This is a genomic window from Halorubrum sp. SD41, assembly GCF_058630335.1.
Genome location: NZ_JBZVGZ010000008.1, coordinates 23,551 through 39,133, shown reverse-complemented (window position 1 = coordinate 39,133; position 15,583 = coordinate 23,551). Strand labels below are relative to the sequence as shown.

Annotated in this window: 20 protein-coding genes and 1 tRNA gene; 11 read left to right on the top strand and 10 right to left on the bottom strand. The window is 71.3% G+C overall.

Annotated features, from left to right (window positions below; all coding sequences use genetic code 11):
• Positions 1–71 precede the first annotated feature (71 nt).
• From AC4NMM_RS04960 to AC4NMM_RS04950, 3 genes are all read left to right on the top strand, one after another.
• On the top strand, positions 72–668 hold the full coding sequence (locus AC4NMM_RS04960) for a DUF6149 family protein (RefSeq protein WP_096393375.1): 597 nt from the start codon (positions 72–74) through the stop codon (positions 666–668).
• A gap of 107 nt (positions 669–775) precedes the next feature.
• The gene (locus AC4NMM_RS04955) at positions 776–1,792 is read left to right on the top strand and encodes an AI-2E family transporter (protein ID WP_096393374.1); all 1,017 of its coding nucleotides are present in this window, start codon (positions 776–778) and stop codon (positions 1,790–1,792) included.
• Between the two features lie 33 nt (positions 1,793–1,825).
• A complete protein-coding gene (locus tag AC4NMM_RS04950) occupies positions 1,826–2,338 on the top strand; it encodes a TspO/MBR family protein (RefSeq protein ID WP_491923675.1) in 513 nt (170 codons plus the stop codon).
• A 5-nt stretch (positions 2,339–2,343) separates the two neighbouring features.
• Here AC4NMM_RS04950 and AC4NMM_RS04945 read toward each other — a convergent pair whose 3' ends face one another.
• Entirely contained in the window at positions 2,344–2,982 is a 639-nt protein-coding gene (locus AC4NMM_RS04945) for a GNAT family N-acetyltransferase (RefSeq protein WP_491923674.1), read from the bottom strand.
• Between the two features lie 70 nt (positions 2,983–3,052).
• Between AC4NMM_RS04945 and AC4NMM_RS04940 the strand changes: the two genes are divergently transcribed.
• On the top strand, positions 3,053–3,628 hold the full coding sequence (locus AC4NMM_RS04940) for a class I SAM-dependent methyltransferase (RefSeq protein WP_491923673.1): 576 nt from the start codon (positions 3,053–3,055) through the stop codon (positions 3,626–3,628).
• Between the two features lie 391 nt (positions 3,629–4,019).
• Here the strand turns inward: AC4NMM_RS04940 and AC4NMM_RS04935 are convergent, their stop codons facing one another.
• Positions 4,020–5,501, bottom strand: coding sequence for an ATP-binding protein (locus tag AC4NMM_RS04935; protein ID WP_491923672.1), 1,482 nt, complete (start codon positions 5,499–5,501; stop codon positions 4,020–4,022).
• A gap of 197 nt (positions 5,502–5,698) precedes the next feature.
• On the opposite strand from AC4NMM_RS04935, the gene idi reads away from it, so the two are divergent.
• The 6 genes from idi to AC4NMM_RS04905 all read left to right on the top strand — a co-directional run bounded on the left by idi (position 5,699) and on the right by AC4NMM_RS04905 (position 10,042).
• Positions 5,699–6,313 (top strand): isopentenyl-diphosphate Delta-isomerase, encoded by a 615-nt coding sequence (idi, locus tag AC4NMM_RS04930; RefSeq protein ID WP_096393369.1) that lies wholly within the window; start codon positions 5,699–5,701, stop codon positions 6,311–6,313.
• Between the two features lie 102 nt (positions 6,314–6,415).
• Entirely contained in the window at positions 6,416–7,171 is a 756-nt protein-coding gene (locus tag AC4NMM_RS04925; RefSeq protein WP_491923671.1) for a DUF2064 domain-containing protein, read from the top strand.
• Between the two features lie 78 nt (positions 7,172–7,249).
• Positions 7,250–7,333, top strand: a tRNA-Ser gene (locus tag AC4NMM_RS04920).
• A gap of 279 nt (positions 7,334–7,612) precedes the next feature.
• Positions 7,613–8,212 carry a superoxide dismutase [Mn] gene (sod, locus tag AC4NMM_RS04915; protein WP_491923670.1) on the top strand — a complete coding sequence of 200 codons (600 nt, stop codon included), beginning with the start codon at positions 7,613–7,615 and terminating at the stop codon, positions 8,210–8,212.
• Positions 8,213–8,816: 604 nt separating this feature from the next.
• On the top strand, positions 8,817–9,131 hold the full coding sequence (locus AC4NMM_RS04910) for a DUF5827 family protein (protein ID WP_096393366.1): 315 nt from the start codon (positions 8,817–8,819) through the stop codon (positions 9,129–9,131).
• Positions 9,128–10,042, top strand: a complete 915-nt coding sequence (locus AC4NMM_RS04905; RefSeq protein ID WP_096393365.1) for an ATPase — start codon at positions 9,128–9,130, stop codon at positions 10,040–10,042. Before AC4NMM_RS04910 ends, AC4NMM_RS04905 begins: the two co-directional genes overlap by 4 nt.
• A 26-nt stretch (positions 10,043–10,068) precedes the next feature.
• On the opposite strand, the gene AC4NMM_RS04900 is transcribed toward AC4NMM_RS04905, so the two are convergent.
• From AC4NMM_RS04900 to AC4NMM_RS04890, 3 genes are all read right to left on the bottom strand, one after another.
• On the bottom strand, positions 10,069–10,551 hold the full coding sequence (locus AC4NMM_RS04900; protein ID WP_096393364.1) for a hypothetical protein: 483 nt from the start codon (positions 10,549–10,551) through the stop codon (positions 10,069–10,071).
• A 66-nt stretch (positions 10,552–10,617) separates the two neighbouring features.
• A complete protein-coding gene (locus AC4NMM_RS04895; protein ID WP_096393363.1) occupies positions 10,618–10,965 on the bottom strand; it encodes a 4a-hydroxytetrahydrobiopterin dehydratase in 348 nt (115 codons plus the stop codon).
• A 77-nt stretch (positions 10,966–11,042) separates the two neighbouring features.
• Positions 11,043–11,507 carry a DUF7124 domain-containing protein gene (locus tag AC4NMM_RS04890; RefSeq protein ID WP_096393362.1) on the bottom strand — a complete coding sequence of 155 codons (465 nt, stop codon included), beginning with the start codon at positions 11,505–11,507 and terminating at the stop codon, positions 11,043–11,045.
• A 77-nt stretch (positions 11,508–11,584) separates the two neighbouring features.
• On the opposite strand from AC4NMM_RS04890, the gene AC4NMM_RS04885 reads away from it, so the two are divergent.
• Entirely contained in the window at positions 11,585–12,412 is an 828-nt protein-coding gene (locus AC4NMM_RS04885; RefSeq protein ID WP_096393361.1) for a BtpA/SgcQ family protein, read from the top strand.
• A gap of 29 nt (positions 12,413–12,441) precedes the next feature.
• On the opposite strand, the gene AC4NMM_RS04880 is transcribed toward AC4NMM_RS04885, so the two are convergent.
• The 5 genes from AC4NMM_RS04880 to AC4NMM_RS04860 form a co-directional block, all read right to left on the bottom strand.
• A complete protein-coding gene (locus AC4NMM_RS04880; RefSeq protein WP_491923724.1) occupies positions 12,442–13,560 on the bottom strand; it encodes a carbohydrate kinase family protein in 1,119 nt (372 codons plus the stop codon).
• A gap of 68 nt (positions 13,561–13,628) precedes the next feature.
• Entirely contained in the window at positions 13,629–14,150 is a 522-nt protein-coding gene (locus AC4NMM_RS04875; RefSeq protein ID WP_096393360.1) for a nucleoside deaminase, read from the bottom strand.
• Between the two features lie 24 nt (positions 14,151–14,174).
• Complete coding sequence (locus tag AC4NMM_RS04870; protein ID WP_096393359.1) at positions 14,175–14,549, bottom strand: hypothetical protein; 375 nt, start codon at positions 14,547–14,549, stop codon at positions 14,175–14,177.
• 18 nt (positions 14,550–14,567) lie between these two features.
• Positions 14,568–15,317: a hypothetical protein gene (locus tag AC4NMM_RS04865; RefSeq protein ID WP_096393358.1), complete on the bottom strand. Its 750-nt coding sequence runs from the start codon at positions 15,315–15,317 to the stop codon at positions 14,568–14,570.
• Between the two features lie 32 nt (positions 15,318–15,349).
• On the bottom strand, positions 15,350–15,526 hold the full coding sequence (locus AC4NMM_RS04860; RefSeq protein ID WP_172863923.1) for a hypothetical protein: 177 nt from the start codon (positions 15,524–15,526) through the stop codon (positions 15,350–15,352).
• Positions 15,527–15,583: the final 57 nt, after the last annotated feature.

The following is a 15,583-nucleotide window of genomic DNA, read 5'->3' as shown; positions in this document are numbered from 1 at the left end:
CGGCGGGAGCGCGTACGGGCGCCGCGGTCCCGACGCCACACATTCAAGAGCGTCCCGGCCCAACAGCGCGTATGAAAATCCGGCAGAACATCCGCCACTGGGCCGCCAAGAAGGCGTTGACCACGCCGGTGGTCGGCGACGTCGCCAACGACAAGCTCGTCGACCTCCACACGAGCATCTTCCTCAACAAGGCGGACGAGGACCGGCGCGAGGAGCGCCGCGACCACCTCGACAGCTTCTTCGACGCGACGATGGACACCTACGTCGCCGCCCTGGAGGCCGGCTTCCCGGAGGCCGAGGCCCGCGAGATCACCCACGTCCAGGCGAACTTCGACTTCTTCAACCACGGCTGGACGGAGATGATGGAGATCCCGGGCGACGAGTTAGAGGCGCACTACCGGCGGTACGAGTCGTTCTTCTCGGAACACGGGATCACGATCGACGACCCGCTGGGCGAGTTCCGCCCGCCGGAGGGGATCGTCGAGGCGCCGGAGACGCCCGCGAAGCTCGACGAGCCCGAGTACGAGAACGCGCTGGCCGGCTTCGCGGACGACGTGTACGTCGAGACCGACGACGGGGAGACGGTCGTCGGCGGCGACACGGAGGAGCCGGACGAGGTCGACGCCGCGACCGCGCCCGGCCTCGACGAGGACGAGGCGAGCGCCTGAGCGCGGTCGACGCTTTTTAAATACATCTCAGTCTGCGTCCGGCAGCCGCGTCGGCGATTAGGGTGGCCCGCCGCCCACTTTATACTCCGCCGGGGAGACGGGGACCCATGAACCGCGGGCAATCGTTCCTGCTCCTCCTCATGGGGTCGGTGGCGCTTCTGACTCTCTTCGTCATCCTGCCGTTCGTCGAGTACGTGATCGCCTCGGCGATCCTCGCCTTCATCCTCTACCCGTTCCACCGGCGGCTCACCCGCTGGCTCCGGAAGCGCGTCTCGAACCGGTTCGGCCAGATGCTGTCGGCGCTGATCCTCATCCTCTCTTCGATCGTCGCCGTCATCCTCCCGCTCGCGTACATCACGTGGGTGTTCGTCCGCGACCTCACCGCGATCGCGGCCGGCGAAACGGGGATAGACGTCGCCGCCATCGAGGCCGAGATCGCGGCGATCACGGGACAGGACCCGGAGGTCGGCGACCTCCTCCAGACCGCCGGCGAGATCCTCGTGCAGACGCTTTTCGGCGGGTTCAGCGGCGTGTTGAACACGGCGATCCGGGCGTCGGTCGGGCTGTCGCTCGCGCTGTTTCTGGTGTACTACACGCTCATCGACGGGCCGGCGTTCGTCGAGTGGATCCGGGCGACGAGCCCGCTGCCGTCCGACGTGACCGCCGACCTCGTCGACCGCGTCGACGTGATGACCCGCGGCGTCGTCATCGGCCACATCTCGGTCGCGCTCCTCCAGGCGCTGGTCGCGGGGTTCGGGCTGTGGGCCGCCGGGATCCCGAACGTGGTGTTCTGGACGTTCGTGATGGCGGTGTTGGCGCTGTTGCCGCTCATCGGCGCCTTCTTCGTGTGGGGGCCGGCGGCCGCGTACCTCGTGGTCGTCGACCAGGTGACCGCCGGGATCTTCCTCGCCGTCTACGGCGTGGCGGTGATCGCGATGGTCGATAACTACGCCCGCCCGCTCGTCATCGACCAGCAGGCGCACCTGAACCCGGCAATCATCCTGCTGGGCGTGTTCGGCGGCATCTACTCGGTCGGGTTCACCGGCCTCTTCGTCGGCCCCATCGTGATCGGCGTGCTCGCGGCCACGCTGGAGACGTTCCGCGAGGACTACGACGCGATCTGACGGATTTAACACCGCTCCTCGCGAACGAGACCCATGGCGACGACCGCGACCTCCCGACTCCTCGACCGCCGGGACGCCCTCCTCATCGCCGGCGCGGCGATCGCGGTCAACCTGATCGGCGCGCTCGGCGTCCCCTTCACGACCACCCAGAGCGCCTGGTTCGCGTCGCTGGAACTGCCCTCCTTCTACCCGCCGGGGTGGGCGTTCGGCGTCGTCTGGCCGATCCTGTACGCGTTACTCGGTGCGGCGGCCGCCCTCGTCTACCTCGCCGGCCGCGACGGGGGAGCGTCGGCGGGACGCGTCCGGACCGCGCTCGCGCTGTTCGGCGTTCAGCTCGCCGTCAACGTCGCGTGGTCGCCGGTCTTCTGGGGGCTCGAACGCCCCGACCTCGGGCTCGCCGTCCTCGTCGTCCTCCTCCCCTTGGTCGTCGCGACGGTCCGGGCCTTCGACCGCGTCGACCGCCGCGCCGCGGCGCTGCTCGTCCCCTACCTCGCGTGGGTCTGCTTCGCGACCGCGCTCAACTACGCGATCTGGACGCTCAACTAAGCGGCTCAACCGGACCCGTCTTCGCTCCCCGCCGCGTCGCCGACCGACGGCGGCCCGCGCTCCAGCCGCTCGGCGACGAAGCGGCGCTCCGCCCGGCTCAGCTCCCCGTCCGTCTCGCGGAACGCCGCCAGCCCCTCGCGGTACCGCTCCGGGTCCGCGTCGGCGGGCGCCGCCGCGGGGCGCTCCAGTTCGAGCTCGGCGATCCCCGTGCGCTCGCCGGTGTACGCGAAGCCGCACTTGTGGCACGCCTCGTACGCGAACGGGTTGTTCACGGCGATCTTCACGCGCTCGAAGCCCGCGACGGCGAGGTCGGCGACCGTCTCGCCGATCAGCCGCGGGCCGATCCCCTCCCCGCGCCGCGCGGCGTGGACCGTGACGTACCGCAGCCGACAGCAGGCCGGGTCGGTCCGGTCGGGCGAGAAGGAGACGGCCGCGATCACGTCCTCGTCGAACGCGTCGGGGTCGACCGTGTCCGGCAGCGGCTCGGCCGACTCCCAGTCCGGCGCGGCCGGGCGCCCGTCCGGCGTCCGGATCACCGACTTCCCCGGCGCGCCGACGACGAACTTGCCGGCGTACGCGAACGCCCGGTAGTCGAGGCGGAGGGTCTCCCCCTCGTCGGGCGGACACACGAGCGCGTACTCCATGGGCGGCGTACGTCGGCGAGAAGGTAAATAGGGCGGTGGCTCTTTATCGCTCGCGGCGCTCGTCTCCTCCATGTACGGAGTCGGGGACGTCGACTTTTTCGACCGGGTGGCGCCGCTGTACGACCTCGCGATGCCGCCGGCGGACGGCGAGGCGCTGGCGGCCGGCCTCGACCACCCCGCGCGGCCGATCGAGCGCCTCCTCGACGTCGGCGGCGGCACGGGGCGCGCGGCGGCCGCGCTGACCGGTCCGGAGATCACGGTCGTCGACGCCTCCGTCGGGATGCTCTCGCGGGCGCGTCGCGGCCGCGGGCTCGCGGGACTTGCGGCCGACGCGGGACGACTCCCGTTCCGCGACGCGAGCGTCGACGCGGTCACGGTCGTCGACGCGTTCCACCACCTGCCGGACCAGAACGCCGCGCTCGCGGAGGTGGCGCGCGTGCTCGCGCCCGGCGGCGCGCTCGTCGTCCGCGATTTTAATCCGGACCACCCGCTCGGGCGACTGCTGGTCGCCGGCGAACACGCGATCGGGATGGACTCGCAGTTCCGAGCGCCCGCTGATCTCGCGGCCGCGATGGACGACGCCGGGCTCGACCCGCGGATCGTCGACCGCGGGTTCGGCTACACGGTCGTGGGCGTTCGACGGTGATCGGTCGGTACAGAGAAAGAGACAGCCGATCTGCGGTACCGTGGCGCGTGCCTGCGAGGCCGCCTTGCGGCCGAGCAGCACCGCGCGAGGGAGTCAGTCGCCGGAGCGAAGCGGAGGCGACTGACGAGGCTGGGGAGGGGTGAGGTGCTGGGCGGAGCGGTGCGGGGTGGGATCCGAAGGGGCAGCCGCGAGGCGGGCGTAGACGACGCAAGGACCGCAGGAACGAGCGGAGCGAGTGACGAGGACCACAGCGAGTGTACGCCCGCCTCGCGGCTGGGGCTTCGGCGGTGTTCGTGTCGATCGGCCGCTTATAAATAGAGCTGTATTGCCGAGCGGCTGGGGCTTCGGCGGTGTTCGTGTCGATCGATGTCGAGGAATTTGGTCGTTTGCCTCAGTCCTGCGTCCGTCCCTGCGGTTCGGCGCCGCGGGTCGGGTCCGGGGAGCCCTCGTCGTGGCCGCCGTCCTCGCCGTGATCGTGATCGCCGCCGCTGTGATCGTGATCGCCGTGGTCGTGACCACCTTCCTCGCCGTGGTCGTGGGCGTCGTTCGACCCCGTCTCGCCGAGGACCTCGGCGCCCTCCCCGTCGATCATGTCCATGTTCTTGAGGTTGTCGCGCTCCTCGAAGTCCTCGACGGCCTCCATCACGTCCGCCTGCGTGATCGTCATCCGGTCCTCGGTGAGGGCGCCGAGGACGGCCTCCCGGAGCACCATCCGGAGGTCGGAGCCGGTGAGCCCGCTGGTCCGGTCGGCGACCTCCTCGGGGTCGAAGTCGGCGATCTTCATCTCCTTGGTCACCACGCGGAGGATGTCCGCGCGCATGTCGCGGTCCGGCTTGGGGAAGTTGACGATCTCGTCGAACCGGCGCCACGCGGCGGCGTCGAGCTGGTCCGGGTGGTTCGTCGCGCCGATGAGGAGGACCTCGTCGCGCACGAGCGACACCTCGTCGATCGACTTCAGCAGGGTGTTGACCGCGCGCTTCAGGGCTGCGTGCTCGTCCGAGCGGCGGGTCTTCGCCACCGAGTCGAACTCGTCGATGAAGAGGATACACGGCGAGAGCCGCTTGGCGACCTCGAAGCTCTTCTCGACGTTCTTCGACGTCTCGCCGAGGTACTGGCTCGTGATCATCGAGAGCTTCACCTCGACGAACGGGAGCCCGAGCTCGTGGGCGAGCGCGCGCGACACGGTCGTCTTCCCGGTCCCGGGCGGGCCGACGAACAGCAGCTTGCCGATCTCGCGGAGGCCGATCTCCGCGAGGTACTCGCGGTGTTCGATCGCCTTGACGATCTTCTGGATCTCGCCCTCCTGGTCGCCGGTCAGCACGAGGTCGGCCAGCGTCGTCTCGATCTCCTCGGGGGCGCGGACGTTGACGAGGTCGAGCATCTCGCCGTCCTCGTCCTCGTCGAAGTACTCGGAGAGCAGCGCGTCGATCCAGACGCGGTCGGCCTGGACCGGCCGCACGTCGTCTCGGGCCTCCTCGCGGGTCACCGGCGCCGTCAGGTCCTCCGCGGCCTCCATCGCGGCGACGAGCGTCGGGTTCCCGGCGATCCGGTCGTCGCCCGCGCGGTCGCGGTACCACTCCAGCCCCATCGCCGGCTGGGTCAGGGAGATCTCGCCGGAGAACTCCGTGCGTTGGGTGAAGAGGAGGTCGGAGACCGCGTCCCACGGCCGCTCGACGCCGGTGGCGGTGCGGGTGGTCTCGTCGGTCGCCTTGAGCGGTCGCTCCACGCCGCCGGGGGCGTCGTCGGCGGCGTCGGCCGACCAGAACACCTGCCGGAATCGGGGCGGCAGGTCGTTCTCGTCGAGGTCGCGGTCCTGCGTGTAGAAGTGCGTCGTCAACACGAACTCGACGACGTCGAGCGCCGGGTCACTCATCCGCGCGAAGTAGCGCCGGGACGCGGTTAAGAGCGTCGAAGCACGGGCGGTGCGGGCGGACCGGCGACCGGCGCCAACGGACGCGCCGTCGGGGCGCGCGAACGGGAGCGTCGGCGGTGACGGACGGGAGCGTCGGCGGGGGTGTGAACGGACGCCGTATCGAACCCTTATTAGCCCTGGTCCGCGACGTATCGCGCATGAGTTCCGAAGACGCGGCCGCACCGGGGGACGCCGCCGGCGACGGCGCGAGCGAGACGGGCGACGCGAGCGACACGGACCACGAGAACGCGCTTCAGGACGTCATCGCCGTCGACCCCGACGACGTCGCGCAGGGCACGGTGAACCGGCTCGACGCGCACACCGGCGACGGGATCCGCCACCGCGCGTTCACCTGCCTCGTCTTCGACACCGACGGCCGGATCCTGCTGGCCCAGCGCGCGCCGACCAAGCGCCTGTGGGACGGCCACTGGGACGGCACGGTCGCCTCTCACCCCGTCGAGGGGCAGTCCCAGGAGGAGGCCACCGAGCAGCGCCTCGAAGAGGAGCTCGGCATCTCGCCGGACCAGTACGACGACCTCCGCGTGACGGACAAGTTCGAGTACAAGCGCTACTACCCCAACGAGGGCGTCGAGTGGGAGGTGTGCGCGGTGCTGAAGGTCACCCTCGACGACACCTCGCTCGACCCGGACGAGGAGGAGATCGGCGGCATGCTGTGGGCCGACTACGACCACCTCCACGAGAACCCCGCGCTGTACCGGCAGCTCCGCCTCTGCCCGTGGTTCGAGATCGCGATGCGGCGCGACTTCTCCTGAGCGGTCGAACCGGCGCACCCCGGCCGAGCAGGTCCGTGCCGCCGTCGGTCTCCCTCCGAACCGAAGCAGCGAGTTGAAGGCGCTCCCGCGCCGCGTTCCGGTATGACCGTCGTCGCCCTGCTGGCGAACCCGCCCCGCGAGGGGCTCGTCGGAACCGCGATCGCCGAGTCGACGCCGCTGTCGCCCGCCGAGGCGGCCGACCTCTACGAGGCGCAGTTCCGCGACGCCGTCCTCGCGGTCGAGCGCTCGGGCGGCGAGCTCCTCGTCAACTACCCCGACGAGGAGCAGTTGCCCGCCGAGTACCGGACCGAGACGAGCCCGGAGGCGGAGCTGCGGACGCTGGTCGCAGACACCCTCGGCGGCACCGACGAGGTCCGCTTCGAGCGGCAGGTCGGCTCCTCGTTCGGCGCGCGCGCCGGCAACACCGTCACGCACCTGCTGCGCGAGGAGGGCGCCGACTCCGTCGCGGTCGTCACCCCCACCGCGCCGCTGCTCTCGCGGACGATCGTCGACTCCGCGGCGATGAAGCTGCGGACGACCGAGGTCGTCCTCGGGCCCTCGTCGAACGGCCGGGCGTACTACGCGGGCTTCACCGAGCCGATCGACTTCGACGGCGCGTTCGAGGCGCCCGCGCTGCCGACGCTCGCGGAGCGCGGGCGCGACGCTGACCGCTCGGTCGACTTCGTCGAGCCGTCGCCCTCGCTGGAGACCGGCGAGGACCTGCTCGACGTGGTGCCGAACCTCCGGGCGCGGTTCGCCGCCGAGCGCGTGGTGCCGGACTACACGGCCGCGTTCGTCCACGAGAAGGGACTGGACGTGGTCGTCGAAGACGGGGAGCAGCGGCTGGTTCGAGACTGATCGGTCGGTGCCGGGCGGTGCGGTCGAGTTCGTCGGATCCGACACCACTTAGTCGACCGACGCCGAGCGGTGACGTGTGGTGGGATGGCAGAGTGGCCCATTGCGCCTGCCTTGAAAGCAGGTAGCCTCACGGCTTCCTGGGTTCGAATCCCAGTCCCACCGCTTCTCCGCGAACGCTAGTGAGCGGAGAGCGGCAGCTGTGATTCGAATCAGAGAGTGACGCCTCTCTCGATCGGTCGCGAAACCGAATGTGGTTATCAGTACGTCGCGTCCGTCGATTCCGATCGACACCGCGATCGGTCGGTTTCGAGGCCCGAACCGCAACACCACCGGTGACGGTCGCGTACACCCGATAACACTCGCGTCCGGTGACCCGTGGTAGCGCGTGCCGCATTATCTTTAACAGCGTTCCGACACATGTTCGTGGTAGGTGATACAAGCATGAGCTACGAACTCGATCCGCTGCCGTACGACTACGACGCGCTTGAGCCGCACATCTCCGAGCAGGTGCTCGAATGGCATCACGACACCCACCACCAGGGGTACGTCAACGGCTGGAACTCGGCCGAAGAGACGCTCGAAGAGAACCGTGAGAACCACGACTTCTCTTCGTCGGCCGGCGCCATCCGGAACGTGACCCACAACTCCTCGGGCCACATCCTCCACGACCTGTTCTGGCAGAACATGTCGCCGGAGGGCGGCGACGAGCCCGAGGGCGCGCTCGCGGACCGCATCGAGGAGGACTTCGGCTCGTACGACGCCTGGAAGGGCGAGTTCGAAGCCGCTGCGGGCAACGCGAGCGGCTGGGCGCTGCTGGTGTACGACACGTTCTCGAACCAGCTCCGCAACGTCGTGGTCGACAAGCACGACCAGGGCGCGATCTGGGGCGGCCACCCGATCCTCGCGCTGGACGTCTGGGAGCACTCCTACTACCACGACTACGGCCCGGCCCGCGGCGAGTTCGTCGACAACTTCTTCGAGGTCGTCGACTGGCAGGAGCCGTCGTCCCGCTACGAGCAGGCCGTCGAGCTGTTCGAGTAAGCGCGTCCCTCGGGACGCGTTACGCGCGTCGAGATCCGGGTTTTTTCGCAGGACGCCACGCGGTTAGTGACTGCTCCGTTCAGGCTGATTGATTTATAAACGGTTCCCGATGGGTCAGCGGTGAACATCTCCACATCTCCGCCCGTCTACTCATAAACGATCGACTACGGACCGGCGGAATACACCGCCAAATCCCCAGCCGCTCGTTTATAAATAGTTGACTGCGGACCGGCGGAGAACACCTCCAAAGCCCCAGCCGCTCATTTATAAATAGTTGATTGCGGACCGGCGGAGAACACCTCCAAAGCCCCAGCCGCGAGGACGCCGTACGCTCGCTGCGCTCCTCGCTCAGTCGCTTACGCTCCTTCGCTGCGGTGCTTGCGTCGCCTACGCCGCCCTCGCGGCTGCCCCTTTGAGTCCCACCCCACACCGCTCCGCACAGCACCTCTCACCTCCCCAACCTCGTCAGTCGCCGTCGCTTCGCTCCGGCGACTGACTCCCTCGCGCGTGCTGCTCGGCCGCGGAGCGGCCTCGCAGGCACGCGCCACCGCACCGTCGGAATCGTATCGGCAGCGTTTACGGACGCGGTCGCGTACGCTCGCGCATGCCCGAACCGAAGTCGGCGTTCGACGCCACCTACCCGTGCGACTTCTACGAGCCAGCGGAGCTGTTCGAACCGGACCAGATGTACACCATCCCCGAGATCGGTCGCCTGCTTCAGGGGTTAGAGCCGGACGCCGAGGTCGACCCCGACACCGAGGCCGTCCTCGTCGACTGGGCGGTCCCGTGGGTGATGGTCCACGCCGAGGAGATGGTCGTCGCCGAGCCGCTGAGCGAGGACGGCCCGGGGTACTACGGGCTCGCGGAGCACGCCGCTCCGGACGACAGCGAGGCGACCGACGCCGACGAGTCCGCGTGACCGGGGACGCCTCCGATCCGCCGGTCTACCTCGTCGCCGGCGGCGCGCGCGTCGACGCCGGGAAGACCACCTTCTCCGCGGGGCTGGTCGCACACCTCGCCGAGCAGGCGGGCGACGCGGTCGGCGTCAAGCCCCGCGCGGGCAACGACTTCTGGTTCGACCACGACGACTACCGGGTCGCGACGGACGCGGGCCGGCTGTACGGGAAGGACGCACGCACGCTCGCGGCCGCGAACACCCGCGTGCTGGCGACGGTCGACGACGAGTCCCCGTCGCCCTCGGCGGTCACGCCCGAGTCGATCAACCCCGTTCACCGGCTCTGGAAGCCGACGCCCGGCCGGACCGGAATGCTCGGCGACGCCGACCGCACCTTCCTCTGCGACCGCGTGACGACCGACTCCGGCACGCGGTTCGTCGTCAACGGCGCGGCCGAGGAGGCTGGACTGCTCCCGAGCGAACTGACCGAGCGCCTCCCGCTCGCGGACGCGACTCGCGTGAGCGACGTCCCCGAGTTCAACGAGGTGATGGCCGAGGCGCACCTCCCCGCGATCGAACGGCTCGCGGGACGGGTCGCGCGCACCCCGGTCCCGCGAGTCGTCGAGTCGTACGCCGACGTCGCCGGGACGCTCCCCCGCGACGGGCCGGTCGCGCCGGACGCCGTCGCCGTCGTCGACCCCGGCCGCGCGCGGATCTACGCGGGCGACCGCTACGCGAAGGCCCGGGCCGTCGCCGCCGGGAGCCCGCGCGAGGGGTCCCGCGAGGAGCACGTCGACGCGGTGACGGAGATGATCGAACCGCTCGCGACCGAACCGTTGCCGGCGCTGTCCGGCGAGGTTCGCGGCGCTCCCGATCGCGTGGCGGCGGCGTACGAACCCGCGTACGTGTCGCTCGTCGGCGCGGTCGAGAACTGAAAAAGCGCCGCGCGCGGCCGCCGAACTCAGGCGTTTCGCTTCGTGTAGTGTTCCAGCGCGGACTCGATCGACGAGAGGTCCGTGTTCACCCGACTGTCCGCGACGCGCATGAAGCCGGGCGTGTACGACGACGAGTAATCGAAGATGCGGTTGACGGCGCGCTTGGGCGCGGAGACGGCGCTGAAGTCGGTGACCGTGTACACCCGCGTGGTCGGGAACGCGGTCCAGAACGTGCCGCTCGCCCAGCGGTCGTCGTCCGCGAACGCCTCGCCGACGCGGCCGGTCGCGACGTACTCGTCGTCCGCGTAGAACAGCAGGAGGTCGCCCGCCGCCATCTTCTCGAACGTCGAGCCGTTGCCGCTGTCGTCGTCGACGGCCCACAGGCGGGCCTCGTCGAGGTCCGCGAGTGGCTCCGGGCGGTCCGGGTAGTCGGTGAGGTCGACGGGGGACCGGACCGTTCGGTCGAAGTTCTCCGGGTCTATCGGGACCAGGAAGACGTTCTCGCTCATTACCCGTCGTTTCGCCGGCAGAGGTTTAAAGCCGTTCGTTGATGCGTCAGGTCGAGCCCCCTCCGGTCACGCGTCGTAGTCGGCGTACAGGCGGTCCATCCGCGCCGCCATCACGAAGTCGGCGCGCGTCAGGCCGCCGACCTCGTGGCTCCACATCTCGACCCCGACCTCGCCCCACGACAGCGCGATGTCCGGGTGGTGCCACTCCTGCTCGGCGAGCTCGCCCACGTCGTTCGTGAACGCCAGCGCGGTCTCGAAGTCGGGGAACTCGTAGCTCGCCTCCAAGTGGTGGTCGTCGACGACTTCCCACGCGTCGCCCAGGTCGTCGAGGTAGTCGGCGCACTCGTCGGCGTCGAGCGGCTCCGCGTCGTCGCCGGCCGGTTCGACAGGCTCGTCCGCGAGCGGTGAGGACATACCCCACTTTGGGCGACGAGCGGTTTGTACCTTCCGCGGGCGGACCCCGCCGCTCCCGACGAGCGAGAGTCCGGAGCTCACCGGAGCCGCGAGAGCGCGTCGCGGACCGTCCGGCGGAGCCGGGCGAGTCGTCCGTCGTCGCCCTCCGCGTCAGGCTCCGCCGCTCCCGGCTCCGAGAGCTCCCAGCCGGCCTTCTCGGCGGCCTCGTCGACCCGCAGGAACTCGTAGCCGGTCTCGGTCGCGACGCGCTCGTCCGCGCGGGTGGTGCCGACGAACACGTACCGCGGGGCGGCGCTCTCCTCGCGGACGTCCGCGAGCGTCCCCCACTTGTCCCAGCTCGTGAGCGCGTAGTCGTTGTCGACCCCGTGGTCGCGGGCGAACGCCGCGACCTGATCCGCCTCGTTCGCGACGATGCCGACGTGGCGGCTCCACCGGCGCGCGTCGGCGAACGCCGCGGCCGGGTCAGCGAGCGACCGCGCGGCGCCGAGCGAGAAGACGAGCGTCACGTCGCCGTCGCCGGGCTCCGTGGCGTCGATTCCCATCTCGGTCGGAGCAACGCGCCGGGGGCGCCTAAACGCTGTGGGGAGGCTTATGTCGGGCCGTCTCCTCGGCCCCATCGATGGAGTTCGAGTCCACCTTCGGCACGGCCGCGCCGCTGCTCGGCATGGTCCACCTCCCGCCGCTCCCCGGGGCCCCGCGAGCGCCCGACGACGGGCGCGAGGCGATGCGCGCGGCGGTCGACCGGGCCGCGAGCGACGCGCGGGCGCTCGACCGCGGCGGCGTCGACGGGATCGTGATCGAGAACTTCGGCGACGCGCCGTTCTACCCCGACGAGGTCCCGCCCCACGTCGTCGCGGGCGTGACGCGCGCCGCGACCGCGGTCGCCGACGAGACGGACCTCCCGCTCGGGATCAACGTCCTCAGAAACGACGCCGAGGCCGCGCTCTCGGTCGCCGCCGCGGTCGGCGCCGACTTCGTCCGCGTGAACGTCCACACCGGCGCCCGGGTGACCGACCAGGGGATCGTCCAAGGGCGCGCCCACGAGACGCTCCGCCTCCGCGACCGCCTCGGCGTCGACGTCGGCGTCTTCGCCGACACCGACGTGAAACACTCCGCGCCGCTGACCCCGGCGGGATACACCGCCGAGTCGTTCGCAGACACGGCCGAGCGCGGCCTCGCCGACGCCGTCATCGCCTCCGGACCCGGGACCGGCGAGGCGGTCGACGCGGACGCGCTGGAAGCGGTCGTCGCCGAGCGCGACCGCCACGGCCTCGACACGCCCGTCCTCGTCGGCAGCGGCGTCACGCCGGAGACGGTCGCCGACCTGCTCGGCGTCGCGGATGGCGCCATCGTCGGCACCGCGCTCAAGGACGGCGGCGAGACGACGGCCCCGGTCGACGCCGACCGCGTCGCGGACCTCGTCGCGGCCGCCGACGCGGTGCGGTGACCTCGTCGGCTCCGTTCCGTTCGTCGATTTCAGTCGGCCCCGAACCCGCGCTCCGCGAGGAACGACTCGACCTCGCACCGCGTCGGGAGCCCCGGCTGCGTGAACCGGCTCGTACAGTTGATCGCCGCGACCGCGGCCGCGAACCTGACGCCGGAGGCGACCTCGTCGCGGCCGCCGTCGCGGTCGCCGTCGCCGTCCGGCTCCCCGGACGCCTCCGGTGACCGTCCCGCGATCCACCGGTCGATCAGCCCGGCGGTGAACGCGTCGCCGGCGCCGGTCGCGTCGACCGTCTCGACGTCGAACGCGTCGAACTCGGTCGCCTCGCCGCCGGCGACCGCCGTCATCCCGTCCGCGCCGTGCGTGAGGACGGCGCGAGGCCACGTCGGCCCGCGTCGCGACCGCGATGCGGACGCCGCGTCGGATCCCGCGTCGGACGCGACCGCTCGGCGCTGCGCGTCCGCGATCCGCCCGACCGCCGCCTTCGCCGAGCCGAAGAACGCCGGGGCGGCGACCCCGTCGGCGACGAACAGGTCGGCCCGGTGGAGGAACCGGTGGATCGTCGCCGGTTCCGTCCCGCGTCCGACCAGCTCCTCGACGGACCCGGAGAGGTCGAAGATCAGCGCGGGCGGGGTTGCGCCCGAGTCGGCCGCGCTCTCCCGGAGCGACTCGACGCGGTCGAGCACCCGCCGCGCCGCGCGGTCGGGGGCGTAGGCGGTGAGGAAGACGGCGTCGGCGTCGGCCATCGCCGCGAGCGCGTCGTCGTCGAGCCGGAGGCCGCGGAAGCTCTCGCCCGCGGTGACGATGGCGCGCTCCCCGTCGGGGTCGCGGAGGATGAGCGAGCGCGTGTGGGGGTCGTCGCCGACCGCGACGTGGGTCCCGTCGACGCCGGTCTCGTCGAGGTACGCCAGCGCGCGCCGGCCGTACTCGTCGTCGCCGACGCGGCTGACGAGGCCGGCGTCGCGCCCGAGGCGGTCGAGCGCGACCGCGACGTTCGCGCCGACGCCGCCGAACGCGGAGGTCACCTCGTGAGCGAACGCGCCGCCGTCCGGCTCGGGGAGGTTGCTGATCGCGTACCACTCGTCGATGGCCGCGGCGCCGACGGAGAGGACCGCGGGGGTGCCGTCGTCGCGGATGCCGTCGCCGCGGATACCGTCGTCGGGCTCCGCCTCGGCCCCGGCGTCGGGCCCCGATCCTGACCTGGTGTTCGATCCGGTCGTCACGGCTCGCGGAAGAAGTCGTCGTGGACCGCCATCGCGGCGTCGACGGCGATCGGGCCCTCGACGGTCGTGTCGCCGTCGGCGCGCCGGATCACCTCTTCGAGGGGGATCGGCACCACGTCGCCGGAGAGTTCGCCGAGCGTCTCGCCGTCGACGCCGAAGACGACCCGCCCGATCCCCGCGTAGTGGATCGCGGTCGCGCACATCGGACACGGCTCCGTGCTGGCGTACATCGTACAGTCCGCGAGCTCGTCGGCGTCGAGTTCGCGCGCGGCCCAGCGCGCGAGCGTCAGCTCGGGGTGCGCCGCCACGTCGCCCTCGGTCCGCGTCTCGTTGCGCGCCTCGCCGACGACCTCGCCGTCGACGACGAGCAGCGCGCCGAACGGCGTGTTGCCGGCCTCCACCGCCTCCTCGGAGAGCCTGATGGTTCGCTCCACGTACTCCCGATCGGTCGGGTCCTCGGGGAGGTCCTCGAGGTCCTGAAACTCGCCGGCGCCGCCGGGCGCGTCCGCGTCTGTCATACTCCCTTGTTCGCCTCCGGGCACCTAACGGTTGGTACCGTCGTCGCCGGACGACTTCGGGCGGTCGTCGTCCGGCGGCCGCGTGCGGTCGTCGTCTGACGCTCCCGCGGGGTTCCCGTCGTCTTTCTCCTGCGAGTCGGCCGTCTCGTGCGACCTCCGGACGTCGCGGAGCGCGTCGACCGCGTCGTCGGTGGCGGTCGCGGTTCGCGTCTCGGTGGCGGCCGCGGGGTCGAGCCCGTCGGGCTCGTCGCCGTCGGTCGTGTCCCCGCCCGGTTCGTCGGCGTCGCCTGCGTCAGCCTCGCCGCCCGGTTCGCCGGCCTCGCCGCCCGGTTCGGCCGCGTCGTCCGCCTCGTCGTCCGCGCCGAAGAGCCACGCGCGGACCGCGTCGATGAATCCCATGGGTCTGTGTGGTCGTCGTCAGTAGTTCTTGAACAGCAGCGCGCGCACGTCGTCTTTCGTCCGCGCCGTCTCGACGCCCCCGTCCGGGAGGTCGACCTCGTACCGCGCGTCGCCGTCCGCCTCCCGCCACTTGTCGCCGTGGGTGTCGAGGAGGCTCATCATCGCGTCCAGCTGGCCGGCGCCGCCGTCGTCGCTTCCGGTAGTGTCCCCACCGGTGTCACCTTCGCTCGCTTCGTCCTCGACCGAGTCGTCTTCGTTGGCGGCGTCGTCTCCGACCGGCTCATTCGCGGACTCGGCCGCGTCGAGGTCGACGTCGACGCGCGCGAACGGGTCGGCGGCCAGCGCCTCGGCGGCGTCGAGGATCGCGTCGACGAGCTCGTCTTTCGTCATCTCGCTGCGCCCGGTGACGTCGAACGCGGCGGCGACGTCGGACAGGTCCATCGGGTCGTCCGGGTCGGGGTCGCCGTGCCGTCTGTTCCGCGCCGCGAGGAGTTCGCGGGCGCGGTCGCGGTCGAACGGGGCCGCGTCGGCCGCCGCCGCGCCGGCCGCCGCCGCGTCGCCCACGGCGTCGGTCGTCTCGTCGCCGCCGTCGCTCGCCGGCGCCGCGACGCGGTCGGGGTCGTCGACGGCGTCCGCGAGGTCGAGCAGGTACGCGAGCGCGTCCTCGCGGTCGACGGAGGCGTACGGGCCCGCGTGGGCCGCGGCCAGCTCCTCGCGGAGCGCTTCGATCCGGTCCGCGTGGTCGTCGGTGATGTCGAGCGTTGGCATGGTGTGGATCGGGGGGGCTGTGCCTCGGGCGGCTACCGGTTCTCCTCGAAGCGCGCGAGCGCGTCCGCCCAGCTCTCGGCGAACTCCGGCTCGCCGGAGTGGTCGGCCTCGACGTCGGCGTAGCCGCAGTCGTCGCAGGCGACGGCGGTGGCGGCCCCGAGCGACAGCGACGACAGCTCGGCGCCGCAGCGGGGGCACTCGTGCGACACGGATTCTCGCGTGGAACCTCGTCGCCCGCGGTGAAAAACGCACGGGTCGGGTGAGCA